Consider the following 15,598-nt stretch of genomic DNA (forward strand, 5'->3'; position numbering starts at 1 on the left):
CGCTCATCGGCTTTTCTCCATCCGCGGATCCAGAACGTGCTCCACCGCGCGGCCGGTGAGCGTGAACCCGAGCACCACGGCCAGGATCGTCAGGCCCGGCGGCAGGATGTACCACCAGGCGTTGGCGGTGAACGCGCCGTTGGCGAACGCCTCGTGCAGCATCTCGCCCCAGGTGATGTCGGTCGGGTTGCCCAGGCCCAGGAAGGTCAGCGTGGCCTCGCTCAGCAGCGAGCCGGCCACGGTCAGGGTGCTGGAGACCAGGATCAGCGGCATCACGTTGGGCAGCACCTGCCGCACCATGATCTGCCGGTTCCCGGCGCCCAGGACCCGGGCCCGCTCGACGAACGGCCGGGCCTCCACGGCCAGGGTCTGGGCCCGGACCAGGCGGGCGGTGGCGGTCCAGGAGGTGACGGCGATGGCGATGGTGATCGAGGTCTCGCCCTGGCCCAGCACCGCGGCCAGGGAGATGGCCAGCGGCAGGCTCGGCAGCGCGATGAACCAGTCGGTGACGTGCATCAGGATCCGGCCGGTCCAGCCGCCGAAGTGGCCGGCGACGATGCCGACCAGGCTGCCGAACACCACGGTCAGCACGGTGGCGATGATGCCGATCCGCAGCGACTCCCGGGCGCCGTAGGCCAGCAGTGCCAGGATGCTGCGGCCGGCCTGGTCGGTGCCCAGCGGATAGGAGCCGGAGGGCGGGGCCAGCAGAGGCCCGTCGACCTTGGTGACGTCCAGCTGGTCCTCGCCGACGAACAGCGGGGCCAGCAGCGCCAGCGCCACGAAGGCGGCCAGGATGCTCACCCCGGCGACGCCGGAGGGCCGGCGCCGGAACTCCTTGAGGAACCGCCGCAGGCCGCTCATGAGGCACGCACCCGGGGGTCCAGGGCCCGGTAGGCCAGGTCGGCCAGCAGGTTCATGATGATCACACTCGCGCTGAAGACGATGAACGTGCCCTGCAACAGGGGCAGGTCGGGGATTTTCAGGGCCTCATAGGTGAGCTCGCCCAGGCCCGGCCAGGAGAAGATGGCCTCCACCGCCACCGCGCCGCTGATCAGGCCGCCCAGATGCAGGAAGATCATGGTCACCGAGGGCAGCAGCGCGTTGGGCACGGCGTGCCGGCGCCGCACCACCGCGTCGGTCAGGCCCTTGGCCCGGGCCGTGAGCAGGTAGGGGCTGCCGATCTCCTCGATGATCGAGGCGCGCATGATGGTGACGTACTGCGCGTAGACCACCAGCACCATCGTCAGCGCCGGCAGCACCAGGTGCTTGGCGACGTCGGCGTAATGCTCGATCCCGGTCTGGGGCAGCGTCGGATCGCTCATGCCGCCGGCCGGCAGGAAGCCGTGGATCGGCCCGATCCCGACGCTGAACACGATCAGCAGGATCATGCCGAGCCAGAACGTCGGCACCGACCACAGCGTCAGCGCGGTCGCCGAGGTGATCCGGTCGAACAGGCTCCCGGCCCGCCAGCCGCTGCGCACGCCCAGCCACAGCCCCAGGGCCACCGAGATCGCGAACGCGGTCCCCATCAGCAGCAGCGTGGGGCCCAGCCGGTGCATGGTCAGCGAGGCCACCGACTGCTGGTACTGCCAGCTGTAGCCGAGCCGGCCGTGCAGCGTGTCGTTGACGAAGTCCAGGAACCGCTCCCACAGCGGCTTGTCCAGGCCGAGCTGGACCCGCAGTCGGCCCAGCTCGGCCTCGCTCGTCGGCCGGCCCCGGGTCATGGTGCGGACCGGGTCGGCGGGCATCAGGTTGAACAGCACGAACCCGATGACCAGCGTCACCGCGAAGCTGACGGCGGCGGCCGCCAGCTTCGTGACGAGATAGCGGGGACTACTCACGGTCGTCCGCTCCGGAGCGGCGGCGCAGGACCAGCACCCCGCCGCCGCCGACCACCACGACCGCGACGATCACACCGATCCACAGCCCGGCGCCGCTGCCGCCGTCCTTGCCGGAGGACCCGGCGGCCTCGGCGGCCGGCGCGGCCTTGAGGTAGCTCCAGAACGAGCTCTGCGCCGGGTAGAAGCCGTTGGCGTCCTTGGTGCCGGTGAGCAGCCCGCTGACCTTGGCATTGGCCGCGATCTTGTGGGTGGAGTTGTAGAACATGATGTTGGAGTTGCCCTGGTACAGGATCTCCTGCATCTGGCCCACGACCTTGGCCCGCTCGGCCGGGTCGAAGATCGTGCTCTGCTGCGCGAACAGCTTGTCGTAGTCGGCGTCGCAGAAGAACGAGTCGGTGTTGCCGCCGCTGCCGTCGTCGTTGGGCAGCGTGCCGCAGGACTGGATGCCCAGCAGGTAGGTCGGGTCCGGGCCGGTGGTCCAGGCGTCCATCAGCATGTCCCAGTTGCCCTTGCCCAGGTCGCTGTTCAGGGCGCTCATGCTCATCGGCTGGATGGTGGCGTTGATCCCGATCGCCTTGAACCAGCTCACCAGGTAGTTGGAGACCGCGGCGTCCTGGGTGTCGTCGGAGTGGATGCCCAGGCGCAGGTTCAGCGGCTTGCTCGTCTTGGGGTCGACGCGGACGCCGTCGGAGCCGGCCTTATAGCCGGCGTCGTCCAGCAGCTTGTTGGCGGCCGCCGGGTCGAACTTGCTCAGCTGGTCGTCGGCGGGCTTCCAGCTCCACTGCGGCCAGGCCGGCGGCAGGTAGCCCTCGGCGACCTGGCCCTGGCCGTCGAGCACCTTGGCGACCAGCGTCTTCTTGTCCACCGCCAGCGCGATCGCCTTGCGCAGCACCGGGTCGGCCAGCGCCGGGTTGCCGGTGCCGATCGGCTTGCCGGTCCGGGTCTTGGCGCCGGCGTTCAGCTCCAGGCCGAACCAGCCGTTGCCGACGGCCTGCGCGGTCTGCACCCCGGAGGCGCCCTGGAGGGTCTTGAACTGCGTGGCGTTGACGCCCTCGATGTAGTCGAGCTGGCCGGCCTTGAGGGCGGCCACCGCGGCGTCGGTCTCCTTGTAGATCTGCTCGATGAGGTGGTCGTACTTCGGCGCGCCGAGCAGGAAGGTCTTGTTGGCGTCGAGCTTGGCGTACTCGCCGGTCTTGAACTCGGTCAGCACCCAGGGGCCGTATCCGACGACCGGGGTGGACTCGTTCTTGAAGTCCTTCAGGTCCTTGGTGTGCGCCTCCCAGACGTGCTTGGGCACGATCGGGATCCCGGAGACCGGGATGCTGATGTAGTCCAGGTTCGACTGCGGCTGCTTGGTCTTCACCACCAGCGTGGTGGCGTCCGGGGCGGTGACCGACTCGAAGTTCGCCACCAACGTGCCGTTGGCGGTGCCGGCCACGTCGTCGGTCATGATCAGGTTCAGCGTCCAGGCCGCGTCCTCGGCGGTCAGCGGCTGGCCATCGCTCCACTTCAGCCCGTCGGCGATCTGGAAGGTCCAGGTCAGGTGGTCGTCGGAGAGCTTCCAGGACTTGGCCAGGTACGGCGCGGACTTTCCGGCGTCGTCGATCGTGGTCAGCGTCGGGTAGATGCCGCCGAACAGGTCCAGCGCGCCGTTGAAGTAGGCGGTGAACGGGTTCAGCGTGTCCACGCCCGAGCCGTCCATGGCCACCCGCAGCGTCTTTCCGGCGCCGGAGCCGGAGCCGGCCGTCGAGCCGTCGGCGAAGGCGCGGCCGGCCAGGCCGGGCCCGGCGGCGACCAGGGCCGCGCTCACGCCGGCGGCCGCCAGCGCGTTCTGGAGACGGCGTGGGCGGGACTGCCGGGAACTGCTCGTAACCATGCGGGCCTCCGGAGTGAGGGGATGTCGGTCAGGTCAGTCGGGTCGGGCGGGGTGGCTCAGGCTGTTCTGCTGCGGGGATCGGTCATGAGATACGTGGTGAGCACGCTGGCGCCGAACGCGAGGCTGTCGGTGAGCACGTGCTCGTCGACGCCGTGGACGTACTTCCAGGCGTCGAATCCTTCGGGGGTGCGGCCCGGCACGAAGCCGAACCCGGGCACGCCGATCGCCGCGAACGCCTTGGCGTCGGTGCCGCCGGTCATGCAGAACGGCAGCACCAGCGCCTCGGGGTCGTGCGCCCTCAGCGCGGCGGCCATCGCGCCGAAGTCGGGCGCGGTGAAGTCGGCGCCGACCGGCGCGTTGTAGTCGCCGGTGCGGATGGCGTCCGGACCGAGCAGCGCGTCGACGGTGGCGAAGAACTCGGCCTCGGTGCCCGGCAGCAGCCGGCCGTCCAGGGCCACGGCGGCCTCGCTGGGGATGACGTTGTGCTTGTAGCCGGCGCGCAGCATGGTCGGGTTCACCGAGTTGCGCAGGGTGTCGGCCAGCAGCGGCGCCGCGGCGCCCAGAGCGCTGAGATCGTCGGGGGTGACGCGGCGGCCGAAGTGCGCGGACAGGCCGTCGAGCAGCGCCTGGACGATCGGCACCACCCGGACCGGCCACTCGTGCTCGGCGAACCGGGTCACCAGCGCGGCCAGCTTGGCCACGGCGTTGTCGTCGTTGCGGCGCGAGCCGTGGCCGGCGGTACCGCGCACCGTGGCCGTCATCCACGCGCTGCCGCGCTCCCCGGCGGCGATCGGGTACAGGCGCGCGCCGTCGGACAGGTGCACCGAGTGGCCGCCGGACTCGCTGATCGCGACGCTGACCCCTTCGAACAGGTCGGGGTGCTCCCGGCACAGGTAGCGCGCGCCGTACTCGCCGGTGTCCTCCTCGTCGGCGACGAACGCCATGACGATGTCGCGCGGCGGCCGCTGCCCGGTCCGGGCCAGGTACTTGAGGAACGCGAGCATCATCGCGTCCATGTCCTTCATGTCCAGGGCCCCGCGGCCCCAGACCGCGCCGTCGCGCACCTCGCCGGAGAAGGGATAGGACTTCCAGTCGCCGGGTTCGGCCGGAACCACGTCGAGGTGGCCGTGCACCAGCAGCGCCGGCGCGCCGGGGTCGGCACCGGGGATCCGCACGACGGTGTTGCCCCGGCGCGGGGCCGACTCCAGCACCACCGGCCGGAAGCCGGCGTCGGTGATCTGCTCGGCGACCCACTCGGCGCAGGCCCGCTCCCCACGGCTCTCCCCGGCGCCGAAGTTGCTGGTGTCGAACCGGATGAGCCGCGAACAGGCCGCGACGGCGTCGGCGGCGAGCAGCTCGGCCTCCGCGGCGGTGGGACGCGCGGGCAGCGCGGGCAGCACGGGGGGTGTGCCGCGCGGCGTTTCGACCTTCGTCACGCAGGCTCCTTGGCTCGGTCGAGGCGACGGTTCCCAAGATCGGGTTTCTTGGTTGAGGCGTCATCGTGGCCGCTCAGAGCGATCCGGTAGGGCGCAGATACCGATTTGGAGTGTGAGCGGCGAGGTTTTCGAGGCTCGGGTCGGAACCACGCGCCGATGGCCCACTCTGGTGCGACGGCGGAGCGTGCCTCGCGCACGTGTCTGGCGGCTTTTGCCCCTGCTGCACATGCTTTGTCCGAGACGCCTGTCCCAGCCGCCCTGCCGAGACGCCCCGCCCCAGCCGCCCCGCCCCAGAGGACCCGCCGCCATGCCAGACCTGCCGGGCACGCTCGCCTACTCGATCCCGGGCTGGGGCGAGCACCGCGCGGACGAACCACTGCCGCTCGCCAGCGTCGGCAAACTGCTGCTGCTGGCGACGATGGCCCGCGGCTTCAACACCGGCGACCTCGACCCCGACGAGCCACTGCGCCTGCTGGACGAGGACTACGCCTCAGGCTCCGGAGTACTGCTGAACCTCTCGGCACGCACCTGGACCCTCAGCGACCTGGCCCGACTGACAGCCGCGATCAGCGACAACACCGCGACGAACGCACTACTCCGCCGGGTCGGCCTGGACCGCGTCGCCACCGACGCCACCACCGCAGGCCTGCACCACACACGCATCCTCGATCGCATCCGCGAACCCCGCCTGCCCGAGCACCCACCGATGTTCGCGATCGGAACAGCGCGCGAGCTGTCCGCGTTCACCGAGCTCATCGCCACCAACCGGGAATGGGGCCCGCTGCTCCTGGAATGGATGGCCGGCTGCGCCGACCGCAGCATGATCCCGGCCTCGATCCCCCACGACCCCGAGGACTCGACGGTCCGCGAGGTCCCGCTCAGCGCAACCTGGGTCGCCAACAAGACCGGCACGGACGTGGGCACACGCGCCGATGTGGGAGTCGTACGCGGCACCCGGCAGGTCTGCTACGCGGTCGTGGCGCAGTGCGCGCCGGGGCGGGAGTTCGAGATGGTGGTGGCTATGCGGGAGCTTGGGGTTGCTGTGGGGCGGCTTGCGCAGGATTCTCGGGAGAAATCTGCTTCCGGAAAGCCAGCTCACAGCTCCACGATGAGGGATTAGCGCCCGGACACCGCACACCTAGGCACCGCGCACCAAGGCATCGCGCACCAAGGCACCGCACGCCGAATCCGGCCGCGCCCCCACCAAGGCCGCGCGACCGGATCGTTGTGCGGTTGCTGAACTGCCCGCCGCTACCGGCTCGTCACGAGGCGACGATCCCGGCCGTGCTCACCTCAGCGATCGAGGTGGCCCACGAGAAGCCGCCGTTGCCGGCCTGGTCGGCGGCGATGACCCAGACCTTCGTGGGGTCGGTCGGATCCTGGCTGCCGCCGAAGTAGTCGCCCCAGCGCTCGGTGCAGGGGGCGGTGTCGCCGGAGCCGCAGGCCGAGGAGCCGGCCGCGTCGGCGGTGATCACGGAGTCGAACAGGACGGTGCCGGCGGCGTTGGTGGCCGCGACCGCCGCCGACGGGGTGTTCGCCGCGTCGGTGCGGGAGTAGGGCAGGTAGGCGTTGCCGGCGGCGTCGAGGGTGACCGAGCCGAAGGCGTAGCCGTAGCCGGCCCGGCCGACGGTCGTGTTCTTCAGGACCACCGGGGCGGTGGGCGTGGTGAGGTCGAGCTTCACGTCGTAGGCGCAGGCGTCCGCGCCGCAGGCGGTGTTGCCGGAGAACTCCAGGACCGGCTTGCCGTCACCGGTCTCCACCTCGTACGCCGCCGAGGTCGGACGGCTGTCGATGGTGTCCAGGAAGCCGCCGGGGATCGGGGCCTGCGGCGGCTGGGCGATGCCGCCGGTGCCAAGGGCGTAGTTGGTCAGGGCGACGTTGCCCAGGTTCGGCTGGCCGGTGATCTCGGTGAGCTCCGCGCCGGCGCCGGTGATCGAGACGAAGTAGCCGCGGGTCGGGGCGGTGGTGTTCACCGACGGCAGCGCCTCGTCGTAGGGGCTGGTCAGGGCGGTCATGGCCGGGCTGGCGTTGCCGTTGAGGACCGGGTTGAGCTGGTAGACGTAGTACTGCTCGTAGGTGTCGCTGTTGCCGGAGACGATCAACGTGTTCTTCGTCGCCTGGATCTTCGGCTGGTCGAAGCCGTCGGCGGTGGCCGGGGTGGCGTAGGAGTGCCAGGCCGCCGGGGTCAGGCCGGGGTTGTTGGTGGTGCTGACCGCGAAGTGCATCGGGTAGCCGGCGCTCACGTTGTCCCCGAAGGAGATAGCGAAGCGGCCGGACCAGGGGATGTAGATGACGCGCGGGTCGAAGCACCCTGCGGTGATCGGGATGCCGACCAGTGTGCGCAGATCGGTGACGGCGAGCTGGGTGCCGGTCTTGGAGTAGGTGGCGATCGCGCAGTTGACCGTCTCGATCAGCTCGCTCGGCCCGGCCGCGAGGTCCGGGTCGGCCGGGGTGAAGCAGTAGCCGGAGCCGCCCTGGCAGTCGGTGAGGACCGGGTAGGCGTGGCGGGCCGGCTTGGCATCGGCGGAGGGGTTGGCCGCGGCGTTCGCGCTGCCGATGGCGGCCGTCGTCGACACGAGCGCCGGTATCAGCAGCGCGCCGACGACCGACAGTAAGAAAGCCCGCGGACGCCGGCGACGGCTCCGTGGGACTGATGTCAGGATACGCATTCGATGTTCCTTCCGCGCTGGTCGCGCGCCCCGTTCTGATCAATGTGCGGCCACGGCGCAGTCGGCGAGGACGCGCGGGATTGGTCTACACCATTCGGCGTGGCGGGATCGAAACTATCAGGGTTCTGCGATCTAGGCCAAGGCGCCGGCCAGGATGCGGGAAACCGCTGGTGGGCCGCCGCGGCCGCGCGAACGATCACGCAGACTTCTACTATCGGGACATGACAACCCATAAGGACGCGTGGACCGGCACCGTCGTGAAGAAGTCCCGCGCGCTGCTCGACGGCTCCAACCTCTACCGTCGGCTCAAGGTCCGGACCGAGGACGGAACGGTCGTCACCGCCAAGGTCGACCGCGAGCTGTGGAAGCAGCTCGACGTCGGTGATCGGCTCGTGAAGAAGGACGGCGAGGATCCGCGGCGGGCCTGACCGGCGACCCGGCAACCCGGCAACCACCGACCGAGTGACCCGGCGACTGGGCAACCGAGCGACCGGCCGCTCAGGCGCCTGCTCCCCCATTCGCACCCGGGAGTGACTCCCCCTCGACCCGGCCGAGCGGCGTCGGCGGATATGGCAGGATCTAGTGCGTGATCGCGAGCACGGCTGACATTGAGAAGGCGGTCGCGGTGCTGCGCGCCGGGGGCCTGGTGGCGCTGCCGACCGAGACCGTCTACGGTCTGGCGGCCGATGCCGAGGACCCGGTGGCGCTGGCGCGGATCTTCCAGGTCAAGGGGCGTCCCCCGAGCCATCCGCTGATCGTCCACATCGGCGGGGCCGATCGGTTGGAGGGCTGGGTCGCCGAGGTGCCGGAGGCGGCGCGGAAGTTGGCCGACGCCTTCTGGCCGGGGCCGTTGACGCTGGTCCTGCGCCGCTCCGCGCGAGTGCCGCTGGAAGTGACCGGCGGGCTGGAGACGGTCGCCGTCCGCGTGCCCGCGCATCCGGTCGCGCTGCGGCTGCTGGAAGCGTTCGGCGGCGGAGTCGCGGCGCCGTCGGCCAACCGCTTCGGGTCGGTCAGCCCGACCACCGCCGCGCACGTGCGCGCCGAACTCGGTGACGGTGTCGACTTCGTCCTGGACGGCGGCCCCTGCACGGTGGGCGTCGAGTCGACGATCGTCGACGTCAGCGGCGCATCCCCGGTGCTCCTGCGCCCCGGCGGCATTACCCGCGAAGACCTCGAAGCGGTGCTCGGCCACCCCGTCCCGGACGGCGCGGCGGGCGACAGCGAGGTCCGCGTCCCGGGCCAGCACCCCTCGCACTACGCGCCGTCGGCCACGGTCGTGCTGGTCGAGCCCGAGCAGGTGCTGGCCGAGGCCGCGGTGGCCCACAAGCAGGGCCGGCGCGTCGGCGTCCTGGTGCCGCCGGCCTACGCCGACCTGCCGGTCGACGCCCACGCCGTGATCGCCGTCCCCGCATCGCCGGCCGATTACGCGCGCGGCCTCTACGGCTACCTGCGCGACCTCGACGAGCAGGGCTGCGACTTGATCATCGCGTCCCTGCCGCCGGAGCGGGGCCTCGGCACCGCCATCGCCAACCGCCTCGGGCGCGCCGCGGGCCCCCGCCCCTGAGCGCATCGCCTGGATGGAGCAGTGCTCCCCCCATGGAGAAGTACGCCCAGGACCAGACCGCGGGAGCTTCGAGACGTTCTTCAGCCAGCAGGAAGCCGCGATCCGGCCGATGTTCGAATCGGTACAGCCCACCGAGCAGCCGACTTCCATGTACTGGGAGGAGATGGCGACCGGGGACGCTTACGGCTGGAACGCGTGAGCCGGCCCGGACGGCGCCCCCGACGGCCAAGGGCGCGTCCGGTACCCAGCGCCAAATGGTGGGCAGCCGACGTCCGGCTGCTCACCATTTGATCACCGCGGCCCGATCAGCTGCCGCCCGCGCGTAGAAGGCCTTGACCTCGTCGAACAGAAGACGGAATTCCTCCTCGTCCTCGTCTTCGACGGCCCCTCCGTACAACTCCTCGACGGCCTCGCGCGACCGGCGCAGCGCCGCACCGAAGTCCAGGCGCGCCAGCGCCTCAGCGATCTCGGCCACCTCGTCGACGGCCAGCACGAGCACGTCGCGATCATCGATTCCGGCCACGAGCTCCCCGCCGTCGATCGCCCGCACCGGCTCGAGGATCGCGTCCAGGCAGTCCCAGACGGCGTCGATCTCGACGTACCGCTCGGGGTGGAGGTCGTAGAGGTCGTCCGGATCAGCGATCACCGCCTCGACGGCCGCGACCTCGGTCGGCGCGTCGATGCTCGCCAAGCGCCAAAGCAGTCCCACCCCGCCCCGCCCTCACTCAGCCGTGGCCGGCGTCAACACCACCACCGGGATCTCCCGCTCTGTCTTGCGCGCGTACTCGTCGTACAGCGGGAAGATCTCCGCCATCTGCCGCCACAGCGGCTCCCGCTCGGCCGCCGAGGCGACGCGCGCCCGCGCGGTGAAGCGCCGCGCGCCGACCTGCACGCCGACGCTCGGCTCGGCCACGAGGTTCGTGAACCACGCCGGGTTGTCGTCGTCGCCGCCCTTGGAGGCCACGACCACGAAGTCGTCGCCCGAGGTCCCGTAGATCAGGCAGCAGCGGCGAGGCGTGCCGGTGCGGCGGCCGGTGGTGACGAGGACCAGGTTCTTCACACCGTTGCGCTCGTGCCCTTCGGCCCCGTCGGAGGCCAGGTACGTGCGGACATGGTCGGCGACCCAGTCCCACTGGGAGTCGGTCGCGGTGTCGAGGTCGGCGGCGACAGCCATGGCAGCCGTCCTTTCGTGATCGGTCGAGCGGTTAAGTAGTCGGTCAGGCGGTCAGCTCTTGTCCACCCGTGCGAGGTCGCGCAGCCACGCGCGCGCCGTCCCGTCCGACGGCGCCCGCCAGTCGCCGCGCGGCGACAGCGACCCGCCGGCGGAGACCTTCGGCCCGTTCGGCATCGCCGAACGCTTGAACTGCGCGAACGCGAAGAACCGGCGGCAGAAGACCTCCAGCCAGTGCCGGATCTGCTCCAGGTCGTACTCCTTGCGGCGCTCGGCCGGGAAGCCGGGCGGCCAGGCGCCCGCCTCCACGTCGTGCCAGGCGTGCCAGGCCAGGAAGGCGATCTTGGACGGCCGGAAGCCGTGGCGCAGGACGTAGAACAGGGTGAAGTCGTGGAGCGCGTAGGGCCCGATCTTGTCCTCGGTGGACTGCAGCTCCTCCCCCGGCACCAGTTCGGGGCTGATCTCGGTGTCCAGGATCGCGGTCAGCACCCGGTCGGCGCGCTCGTCGAACTGCCCGCTGGCCACCACCCAGCGGATCAGGTGCTGGATCAGGGTCTTGGGCACGCCGGAGTTGACGTTGTAGTGGCTCATCTGGTCGCCGACGCCGTAGGTGCACCAGCCCAGTGCCAGCTCCGACAGGTCGCCGGTGCCCAGCACGATGCCGTCGCGCTGATTGGCGAGCCGGAACAGGTAGTCGGTGCGCAGACCGGCCTGCACGTTCTCGAACGTCACGTCGTAGACCGGCTCGCCGGCGGCGAACGGGTGCCCCATCTCCTGGAGCATCAGCCGCGCGGTGGAGGTGATGTCCAGCTCGGCGGCGGTGACGCCGAGCGCGTCCATCAGCTCGTGGGCGTTGCCCTTGGTGTGGTCGCTGGTGGCGAAGCCCGGCATGGTGAAGGCGAGGATGTCGGTGCGCGGACGCCCCGCGCGGTCCATCGCCCGGGCCGCGACGATCAGCGCGTGCGTGGAGTCCAGTCCGCCGGAGACGCCGATGACCACCTTCGGGTCGCCGATCGCGGCCAGCCGCTGCTGGAGCGCCGAGACCTGGATGTTGTAGGCCTCGTAGCAGTCCAGGGCCAGCCGGTCGGCGTCGGCGGGCACGAACGGGTAGCGCTCGACCTTGCGCCGCAGCCCCAGGTCGGCGGTCGGCGGGTCGAGCCGGACCGGGATCCGCCGGAACCCATCGGTCACGGCGGCGTGGACGCGCCGGTTGTCGTCGAACGTCCCCATCCGGGCCCGCTCCTGCCGCAGCAGGTCCAGGTCGATGTCGGCCACGGCGCGCGCGTCGCCGAGCGGGAACCGCTCGGTCTCGGCCAGCAGCACGCCGTTCTCGTAGATCATCGTCTGGCCGTCCCAGGACAGGTCGGTGCTCGACTCGCCGAGCCCGGCCGCGGCGTAGACGTAGGCCGCCAGGCAGCGCGCCGACGCCGACTTGCACAGCAGCCGGCGGTCCTCGGCCCGGCCCACGGTGATCGGGCTGCCCGAGAGGTTGACCAGCACGGTCGCCCCGGCCAGCGCGGCCTCGGCGCTCGGCGGCACCGGGACCCACATGTCCTCGCAGATCTCCGCGTGCAGCACCAGGCCCGGCACGTCCTCGGCGGCGAACAGCAGGTCCACGCCGAACGGCACGCTCTCGCCGGCCAGCAGGATGCTCCCGCCGCGCTCGTTCTCGCCGGAGGCGATCTGCCGGCGCTCGTAGAACTCGCGATAGTTCGGCGGATACGACTTCGGCACCACGCCCAGGACCCGGCCCCGGTGCACGACCACCGCGCAGTTGTAGATCCGGTTGCGGTGCCGCAGCGGGGCGCCGAAGACCAGGATCGGCAGCAGGTCCGCGGTGCCGGCGGCCACGGTCCGCACCGCGGCCTCGACCTCGTCGAGCACCACGTCCTGGAGCAGCAGGTCCTCGATCGAGTAGCCGGAGAGCGCGAGCTCCGGGAACACGACGACCGCCGCCCCCTCCTCGGAGCAGCTGCGCGCCTGGCGCAGCACGGACTCGGCGTTGGCCTGCGGATCGGCGATGGCGACATGGCCCACGCACGCGGCGACGCGCGCGAAGCCCTGCTCGTAGAGCGACCAGAAGTGCAACGGACATCCCAGGGTGCGAAGGACTGAGCGGATCCAGCGGTTTTGGACGGATCAAGGAAAGGCTACGCGCTTCACCCGGTCGCGCGCTCCGGCAGCGCGATACCGGCAGGATGCCGGCCCGACGGCGGCCCGATCGCAGCCCGACGGCGGCCTGACAGCGGCCCGACGGCAGCCCGACGGCAGCCCGCGGTCGACCCGGTATCAGCCCGATGTCACCCATTGGCGCCGTTCGACGAGCCCTGAAGGCCGTCGGCGCCGACACTGGCGGCTATGACCAAGACCCGTATCGTGTGCGCCGTGCTGGGAGTCCTCTGTCTCGTCGGCGCGGGGCTGATGGCGTGGCTGGTCACCCCGAAGTGGGTGGCGCGGGTGCCCGACGGACGCGCCATCGACCGAACCTACGAGGGCACCTTCCAGACCCTCCTCGACCCGGCCGCGCTGGCCCAGGGCAACGCGCTCGCGGCGTTCAAGTCGAACGTGCCGATGAAGGTCGAGCAGCACGTGAAGGTGGAGAAGACCTCCGGCGACAAGGCTCTGATCAGCGACTCGCGGACCACGACGGCGGCCGGGGCGAAGGTCGAGCAGACCAAGTGGGACTACGCGGTGGACCGCCAGACCCTCGAAGCGTCGGCCGGCCACCCCTCCGACTGGGTCGTGATCCCCGCGCAGGGGCTGACCGTGAGCTGGCCGTTCGGCGCCGAGAAGAAGGCCTACCAGGGCTGGACGCCGGAGACCCGGACCACCGCCACGCTGGCCTACCTCCGCGAGGAGAAGAAGCAGGGCCTCACCACCTACGTCTACCAGGCCAAGGCCCCCGCGGCGAAGATCGTCGACGACCAGATCCTGGCCGCGCTGCCCAAGTCGCTGCCGCTGACGCTGTTCAAGTCCCTCGGCGAGTCCGGCGCGCTGCCGGCCGCCCAGGCCGGCCAGCTCGCGCAGATCCTGCCGCAGCTCCCGGCGGAGGTCCCGCTGGCGTATGCCTTCCAGGACGAGTCGACCTTCTGGGTCGACCCCTCCACCGGCCTGGTCATCGACGTCCAGCGCACCCAGGAGCGGATCGCCGAGATCGCCCTGCCGACCGGCGCCGCCGTCCCGCTGCTCCCGGTGGTCGCCGCCACCTACCACGACACGGCGGCCAGCTCCCAGCAGGCCGCCGACGACGCGCGCCACGGCGCCACCGTCATCCACTGGCTGGGCGTCTACCTGCCGCTGATCCTGCTGATCGTCGGGCTCCTGCTGCTGGCGTTCGTGGTGTACCTGTGGCTGCGGGGGCGGCCGTCGGGCGGACAGCCGGCGACGCCGACCGGGCCGAGCCAGCCGGGGCGGCCGACCGATCCGACCACGCCGACGACGCCGACCGGACCGACCACGCCGACCATGCCGACCGGTCCGACCACACCGTCCACCCCGTCCGGACCGACCGGGCCGTCCGCACCGAGCGCCCCGACCACTCCCTGAGCTGACCGGCGGCGAGGGCCCGGAACGCGCACCAGCGTTCCGGGCCCTCGCCGTCCCGCGCGGAGGCCGAGCCCGCGACCTCGTCGGCGACCCCGTCAGCGACCTCGTCCGGCGCCCTGCCGTCCGCCGTCACTTCCGCACCCGCGCCAAGAACGCGTCGAGACTCGCGTTCATCCGCGCGATCTTCTCCTCCAGCGTCAGCGTCTCGTAGAAGTCCGGGTCCGTGGCGGCCACCTTGGTGCCGCGCAGCAGCAGCGAGCAGGCCAGGTCGACGCACATGTGCTGCCCGACCGAGTTGCCCTGCCGGCCGGCCTCGCCGGTGCGGCGTGCCGTCAGCAGCGCCACGTCGCCGCCGCTGCGTGCGCTCTGGCACAGCGAGCAGATGCCCGTCGCCGTGAACCCGCGGGAGGCGCCCGCGGCGACGCGCAGGGCGACGCCGACGAGGCCCCCGTCGCGCTCGGCGACCAGGTAGGCGCGGTCGAGGGCGCCCGGTTCGCGCCAGCCCAGGAAGTCCAGGTCGTCCCAGGGCCGCTCGTCGAAGTCCCGGGGCAGGCTCAGGCGCTGGGACTCGCCTTTGGACAGGTTGATGAAGGATCCGCGAATCTCGCGCTCGGCCAGTGGTTTCATAGAGGGGACCGTAACTTTCCTAGGACCTCTAGGCAATTTGTTAACAGGTCTCGACCGACGGAAGGCTGACTATGGCACGGGCGGGACTGACCGCGGAGCGCCTGGTGCGGGCGGCCGCGGAGCTGGCCGACGAGGTCGGGTTCGAGAACGTGACCGTGTCCGCGGTGGCTCGGCGGTTCGGGGTGAAGGACGCGAGCCTGTACTCGCATGTCAAGAACGCCCAGGAGCTGCGGGCCGGAGTCGCGGCCCTGGCCCTCACCGAGCTGGCCGACCGGGCCGCCGAGGCGCTGGCCGGCCGGTCCGGCAAGGAGGCGCTGCGGGCGTACGCGGACGCGTACCGGACCTACGCGAAGCAGCATCCCGGCCGCTACGCCGCGTCCTGGCTGATGCTGGAGGCCGAGACAGCCGTCGTCGGTGTGAACCGCCGCCACTCCGAGCTGACCCGCGCCCTGCTGCGCGGCTACGCGCTGCGCGAGCCGGATGAGACCGACGCCATACGGATGCTGCACGCCACCCTGCACGGCTTCGTCAGAGTGGAGGCGGCCGGCGGCTTCGAACACCACTCCCGCTCGGTGGCGAAGTCCTGGGCCCGCGCGGTCGACGCGCTGGACGTCGCGCTCCGGAACTGGCCGGACGAGGAACCCACGAAGAAGACCCGATAGCGAGGTCGAACCCGGATATTCTGCTGCCGAGGCAGCGGGTCGAGGAGGGCCGGGACCACGGATCGCGCTGCGCATTCCGCATGGTTGGGGGTGGTGTGGGTTGTTGGGTGTGGTGTTTGTGCATGGGTTGGGTTCGTCGGCGGGGATGTGGGATGGGTTCGGGGCGTTGTTGGCTGGGGATGGGGGGTTGTCGGGGGTGGTGGGGG

At 71.2% G+C, this 15,598-nt stretch carries 14 protein-coding genes; 5 read left to right on the forward strand and 9 right to left on the reverse strand.

Going from position 1 to position 15,598, the window contains the following annotated elements:
* Positions 1-3: 3 nt before the first annotated feature.
* The 4 genes from ABD481_RS43785 to ABD481_RS43800 are packed head-to-tail and all read right to left on the reverse strand — an operon-like array spanning position 4 to position 5,153.
* Complete coding sequence (locus tag ABD481_RS43785) at positions 4-861, reverse strand: ABC transporter permease (RefSeq protein WP_344671845.1); 858 nt, start codon at positions 859-861, stop codon at positions 4-6.
* Complete coding sequence (locus ABD481_RS43790; protein ID WP_344671846.1) at positions 858-1,841, reverse strand: ABC transporter permease; 984 nt, start codon at positions 1,839-1,841, stop codon at positions 858-860. The genes ABD481_RS43785 and ABD481_RS43790 overlap by 4 nt, the downstream gene beginning before the upstream one ends.
* Entirely contained in the window at positions 1,834-3,717 is a 1,884-nt protein-coding gene (locus tag ABD481_RS43795) for an ABC transporter substrate-binding protein (RefSeq protein WP_344671847.1), read from the reverse strand. Before ABD481_RS43795 ends, ABD481_RS43790 begins: the two co-directional genes overlap by 8 nt.
* A 56-nt stretch (positions 3,718-3,773) precedes the next feature.
* Positions 3,774-5,153: a M20/M25/M40 family metallo-hydrolase gene (locus ABD481_RS43800; protein ID WP_344671848.1), complete on the reverse strand. Its 1,380-nt coding sequence runs from the start codon at positions 5,151-5,153 to the stop codon at positions 3,774-3,776.
* 307 nt (positions 5,154-5,460) lie between these two features.
* Here ABD481_RS43800 and ABD481_RS43805 point away from each other — a divergent pair, with 307 nt between their 5' ends.
* The gene (locus ABD481_RS43805; protein ID WP_344671849.1) at positions 5,461-6,273 is read left to right on the forward strand and encodes a serine hydrolase; all 813 of its coding nucleotides are present in this window, start codon (positions 5,461-5,463) and stop codon (positions 6,271-6,273) included.
* A gap of 142 nt (positions 6,274-6,415) precedes the next feature.
* On the opposite strand, the gene ABD481_RS43810 is transcribed toward ABD481_RS43805, so the two are convergent.
* Complete coding sequence (locus ABD481_RS43810; protein WP_344671850.1) at positions 6,416-7,729, reverse strand: hypothetical protein; 1,314 nt, start codon at positions 7,727-7,729, stop codon at positions 6,416-6,418.
* 314 nt (positions 7,730-8,043) lie between these two features.
* Between ABD481_RS43810 and ABD481_RS43815 the strand changes: the two genes are divergently transcribed.
* Both ABD481_RS43815 and ABD481_RS43820 read left to right on the forward strand, forming a co-directional pair.
* Positions 8,044-8,250, forward strand: a complete 207-nt coding sequence (locus ABD481_RS43815) for a DUF7489 domain-containing protein (RefSeq protein ID WP_344671851.1) — start codon at positions 8,044-8,046, stop codon at positions 8,248-8,250.
* Between the two features lie 158 nt (positions 8,251-8,408).
* Complete coding sequence (locus tag ABD481_RS43820) at positions 8,409-9,386, forward strand: L-threonylcarbamoyladenylate synthase (protein WP_344671852.1); 978 nt, start codon at positions 8,409-8,411, stop codon at positions 9,384-9,386.
* A gap of 280 nt (positions 9,387-9,666) precedes the next feature.
* On the opposite strand, the gene ABD481_RS43825 is transcribed toward ABD481_RS43820, so the two are convergent.
* From ABD481_RS43825 to ABD481_RS43835, 3 genes are read right to left on the reverse strand one after another with little or no spacing between them, the layout of a single operon-like run.
* The gene (locus ABD481_RS43825; RefSeq protein WP_344671853.1) at positions 9,667-10,077 is read right to left on the reverse strand and encodes a DUF1877 family protein; all 411 of its coding nucleotides are present in this window, start codon (positions 10,075-10,077) and stop codon (positions 9,667-9,669) included.
* A gap of 30 nt (positions 10,078-10,107) precedes the next feature.
* On the reverse strand, positions 10,108-10,560 hold the full coding sequence (locus ABD481_RS43830; RefSeq protein ID WP_344671854.1) for a nitroreductase family deazaflavin-dependent oxidoreductase: 453 nt from the start codon (positions 10,558-10,560) through the stop codon (positions 10,108-10,110).
* A 51-nt stretch (positions 10,561-10,611) separates the two neighbouring features.
* Complete coding sequence (locus ABD481_RS43835; protein WP_344671855.1) at positions 10,612-12,645, reverse strand: NAD(+) synthase; 2,034 nt, start codon at positions 12,643-12,645, stop codon at positions 10,612-10,614.
* A 270-nt stretch (positions 12,646-12,915) separates the two neighbouring features.
* On the opposite strand from ABD481_RS43835, the gene ABD481_RS43840 reads away from it, so the two are divergent.
* Positions 12,916-14,103 (forward strand): PorA family protein, encoded by a 1,188-nt coding sequence (locus ABD481_RS43840; RefSeq protein ID WP_344671856.1) that lies wholly within the window; start codon positions 12,916-12,918, stop codon positions 14,101-14,103.
* 129 nt (positions 14,104-14,232) lie between these two features.
* Here the strand turns inward: ABD481_RS43840 and ABD481_RS43845 are convergent, their stop codons facing one another.
* Positions 14,233-14,730, reverse strand: a complete 498-nt coding sequence (locus tag ABD481_RS43845) for an FBP domain-containing protein (RefSeq protein ID WP_344671857.1) — start codon at positions 14,728-14,730, stop codon at positions 14,233-14,235.
* A gap of 71 nt (positions 14,731-14,801) precedes the next feature.
* Here ABD481_RS43845 and ABD481_RS43850 point away from each other — a divergent pair, with 71 nt between their 5' ends.
* Entirely contained in the window at positions 14,802-15,392 is a 591-nt protein-coding gene (locus ABD481_RS43850; protein ID WP_344671858.1) for a TetR/AcrR family transcriptional regulator, read from the forward strand.
* The last annotated feature ends 206 nt before the right edge of the window (positions 15,393-15,598 follow it).

It is taken from the genome of Catenulispora yoronensis, assembly GCF_039531695.1.
In the GTDB taxonomy this organism is placed as follows: domain Bacteria; phylum Actinomycetota; class Actinomycetes; order Streptomycetales; family Catenulisporaceae; genus Catenulispora; species Catenulispora yoronensis.